Origin of the sequence: Nostocoides japonicum T1-X7 (genome assembly GCF_001046855.1) — a bacterium.
Lineage (GTDB): Bacteria > Actinomycetota > Actinomycetes > Actinomycetales > Dermatophilaceae > Nostocoides > Nostocoides japonicum.
The window spans coordinates 4563039-4566550 of sequence record NZ_HF570958.1 but is presented as its reverse complement, the minus strand read 5'-3'; the positions used below and the strand labels follow the sequence as shown (position 1 = coordinate 4566550).

Here is a 3512-nt window from a genome sequence, read left to right as displayed (position 1 = left end):
ATGGTCGACGACGGCGGGGGTGCGGGCCGTGCCCGTCGATGCGGAGCCCGCGCACACGCTCCACACGCGCCGGTCTGCGGCCCAGCCGCAGAGCCGCTCGTCGGCCGATCGGTCGCCGGTCGCGGCGACGACGAGCCAGCAGTCCTCGACATCGGCCTCCTCGACCTCCCGCTCGACCCACCGGACGGCAGCGGTGTCGACGAGGTCGAGGAGGTCCTCGCACGCGAGCGGGGACACGACGGTGACGACCGCTCCGTCGGCGACGAGACGTGCCGCCCGGCGGGCCGCGACGGGTCCGCCGCCCGCGACGAGGACGTCGCGACCGTCGAGGTCGAGGCCCATCAATGTCGTTCTCATGAGCCGGGATTCCGGCCAGGGAGACCGACGTGGACGACGCCGCCGCACTCGGCCACGGCATACGTCATCAGGCCGACCGCCGCCTGGCCCATCGCGTCGAGGCAGCGTCCGTCGCGCAGGTCGAAGACCTGCTTGTGCATGGGGGAGGCGACCGTCGGCGCGGCTCCGCGGGTGCCGACGATGCCGCGGGACATGACCATGGCGCCGCTGTAGGGGTCGCGGTTCGTCGTCGCGAAGAGCACGCCGTCGTGGGTGCGGAAGATCGCGACCTGGATGTCGCCGAGAAGGGCGGCGACGCCGCGCTCGGGCAGGATCTCCTCGACGGCGCACACGGCCGCCCAGGTCTCCGGCTCCGGCGCGACGGACAGCTCGGGCGCGTCGTGTGCCGGGGCGCTCAGCTCGACGGTCATCGGCGCACCTCCAGAGTCGTCCCGGCGACGAGGACGGACCTCGACTCCCGCTCCCGCGGCGTCGCGGGCCGCACCTGGCCCCGCTCGGGGACGTAGGCGAGCGAGGGGTCTGCGGTCTCCGGCGCGTTGACGAACGAGCCGAAGCGGCGCAGCTTCTCGGGGTCGGCGAGGACCGCGGCCCACTCGTCCTCGTAGGCCTCGACGTGCCGCTCCATCGCCGCGTCGAGGTCGGCGCGGATGCCGAGCGAGTCCTCGAGGATGACGGCGCGGATCGCCTCGACGCCACCCTCGTGGTCGGCGACCCAGGCCGCCGTGCGCTGCAGCCGGTCGGCCGTGCGGACGTAGTACATGAGGAACCGGTCGATGGCGCTGACGAGGGTCGGGGTGTCGAGGTCCTCGGCGAGGAGCACGGCGTGCCTCGGGGTGAATCCGCCGTTGCCGCCGACGTAGAGGTTCCACCCGGACTCGGTCGCGATGACCCCCACGTCCTTGCCGCGGGCCTCGGCGCACTCGCGGGCGCAGCCGGACACCCCGAGCTTCAGCTTGTGGGGGGAGCGCAGGCCGCGATAGCGCAGCTCGAGGGCGATGGCGAGGGCCACCGAGTCCTGGACCCCGAACCGGCACCACGTCGAGCCGACGCACGACTTCACCGTGCGCAGCGCCTTGCCGTACGCGTGGCCCGACTCGAAGCCGGCGTCGACGAGCCGCCGCCAGATGGCCGGCAGCTGCTCGATCCTGGCGCCGAACAGGTCGATCCGCTGGCCGCCGGTGATCTTCGTGTAGAGCCCGAAGTCCTTGGCCACCTTGCCGATCGCGATGAGCCCCTCGGGTGTCACCTCGCCGCCCGGGATCCGGGGTACGACGGAGTAGGAGCCGTCCTTCTGCAGGTTGGCCAGGACGTGGTCGTTCGTGTCCTGGAGGGTCGCCTGCTCGCCGTCGAGGATGTGGCCGGTGTCGAGGGAGGCGAGGATCGAGGCGATGACGGGCTTGCAGATGTCGCAGCCGCGACCCCGGCCGTGGCGCGCGACGATCTCGCTGAAGGTCGTGAGCCCCTGGACGCGCACGACGTCGAACAGCTGCGCTCGCGACAGCTCGAAGTGCTCGCAGAGCGCGGTGCTCACCGTGATCCCCGACCGGGTCAGCTCGGTCGTCACGAGTCGCTTCACGAGGGGCAGGCAGGATCCGCAGCTCGTCCCGGCCCGGGTGCAGGCCGAGACCCCGGCGACGTCGGTGCAGCCGTCCTCGCGCACGGCGCACCGGACCCGGCCCGCCGTCACGGCGTTGCACGAGCAGACGGTCGCCTCGTCGGGCAGCTCACCCTCCGGGGTGGCTCCGGTCCCCTCCGGGAGGAGGTATGCCATGGGGTCGCCGCCGAGCGGTCGTCCCACCATCGGGCGCAACGCGGCATACGCGCTCGCATCGCCGACGAGGATGCCGCCGCGCAGCGTCTTCGCGTCGTCGGACATGACGAGCTTCTTGTAGACGCCGGCGACGGGGTCGGACACGACGACCTCGAGGCTGCCGGGCGCGGCGGCGAACGCGTCCCCGAAGGACGCGACGTCGACGCCGAGGAGCTTGAGCTTCGTCGACAGGTCGGCGCCGGGGAAGGTGCCCTCGCCGCCGAGGATCCGGTCGACGACGATCTCGGCCATCGTGTAGCCGGGCGCGACGAGGCCGAGGCAGCGACCCTCGATGTTCGCGACCTCGCCGACGGCCCAGACCGCCCGGTCCTCGGTGCGGCAGGTGGCGTCGACGACGACGCCACCGCGCTCGCCGACGGGCAGGCCGCAGGCGCGGGCCAGCTCGTCGCGGGGGCGCACACCGACGGCGAAGATGACGACGTCGACGTCGAGGGGTCGGCCCTCGGTGAACTCCATCCGGCTGACGACGCCCTGCCGGCCGACGATCCTCGCCGTCGCCGCACCGGTGCGCACGGTGACGCCGAGCTGCTCGATGAGGCGGCGCAGCGCCTCGCCACCGCCCTCGTCGACCTGGATGGGCATGAGGCGCGGGGCGAACTCGACGACGGTCGACGCGACGCCGAGGGCCTGGAGGGCGCCGGCCGCCTCGAGGCCGAGGAGGCCGCCGCCGACGACGGCGCCGCGGACCGGACGGTCGAGCCGGTCGCGGAGCGACTCCACGTAGCCGCGCAGGTCGGCGACGTCGTCGATCGTCCGGTAGACGAACGCGCCCCGCAGGTCCTTGCCCGGAACCGGCGGGACCGCGGCATACGAGCCCGTCGCGAGGACGAGGTGGTCGTAGGGGAACACCGCACCTCGGGCCGTCGTCACGGTCCGGGCGTCGCGGTCGACGGACACGACCGTGTCGCTCCGCCGCAGCGTGACGAGGGGGTCGTCCCAGAGGCCTGGGTCGCCGAGCTCGAGGTCCTCCGGGTCGCGGCCGGAGAAGTAGGAGGTGAGGGCGACGCGGTCGTAGGGAGCCCGAGGCTCCTCGGCGAGGACGGTGATCGCCCATCGGCCCTCCTCGTCGCGGGCGCGGAGCGCGTCGACGAGCCGGCGGGCGACCATGCCCCCGCCAACGACGACGACCCGACCGGTCGTGGGATTCACCGTGTCCATGAGGTCCATGACGCTAGCCAGCCTTCGTTTCGCAGGTGTCGTGCACGTGTTTCCCTTCCGTTACGCCGGGGTTGTCCCGCCGTGAGATCTCGCGGGCCTGGCCGAGCAGGGCCCGGACGTCGTCGGCGCAGCCGCCGCAGCCGGTGCCCGCCCGGGTGGCGCGATC

3 protein-coding genes are annotated in these 3512 nt (G+C 73.3%); all 3 read right to left on the bottom strand.

The features are described 5' to 3' along the window. Window positions 1-357 (bottom strand): precorrin-2 dehydrogenase/sirohydrochlorin ferrochelatase family protein (locus BN12_RS20740; protein ID WP_327152682.1); only part of this gene is annotated, 357 nt, incomplete at its 3' end. Beyond that, entirely contained in the window at window positions 354-767 is a 414-nt protein-coding gene (gene nirD, locus BN12_RS20735) for a nitrite reductase small subunit NirD (RefSeq protein ID WP_048555439.1), read from the bottom strand. The genes BN12_RS20740 and nirD, both read right to left, overlap by 4 nt. Beyond that, window positions 764-3355: a nitrite reductase large subunit NirB gene (nirB, locus tag BN12_RS20730; protein WP_083454817.1), complete on the bottom strand. Its 2592-nt coding sequence runs from the start codon at window positions 3353-3355 to the stop codon at window positions 764-766. Before nirB ends, nirD begins: the two co-directional genes overlap by 4 nt. Window positions 3356-3512 lie beyond the last annotated feature (157 nt).

Excerpts from the sequence above, each read along its gene's own strand:
- nirD (WP_048555439.1), bottom strand. The coding sequence starts at position 767 with ATGACCGTCGAGCTGAGCGCCCCGGCACACGACGCGCCCGAGCTGTCC.
- nirB (WP_083454817.1), bottom strand. The coding sequence starts at position 3,355 with ATGGACCTCATGGACACGGTGAATCCCACGACCGGTCGGGTCGTCGTC.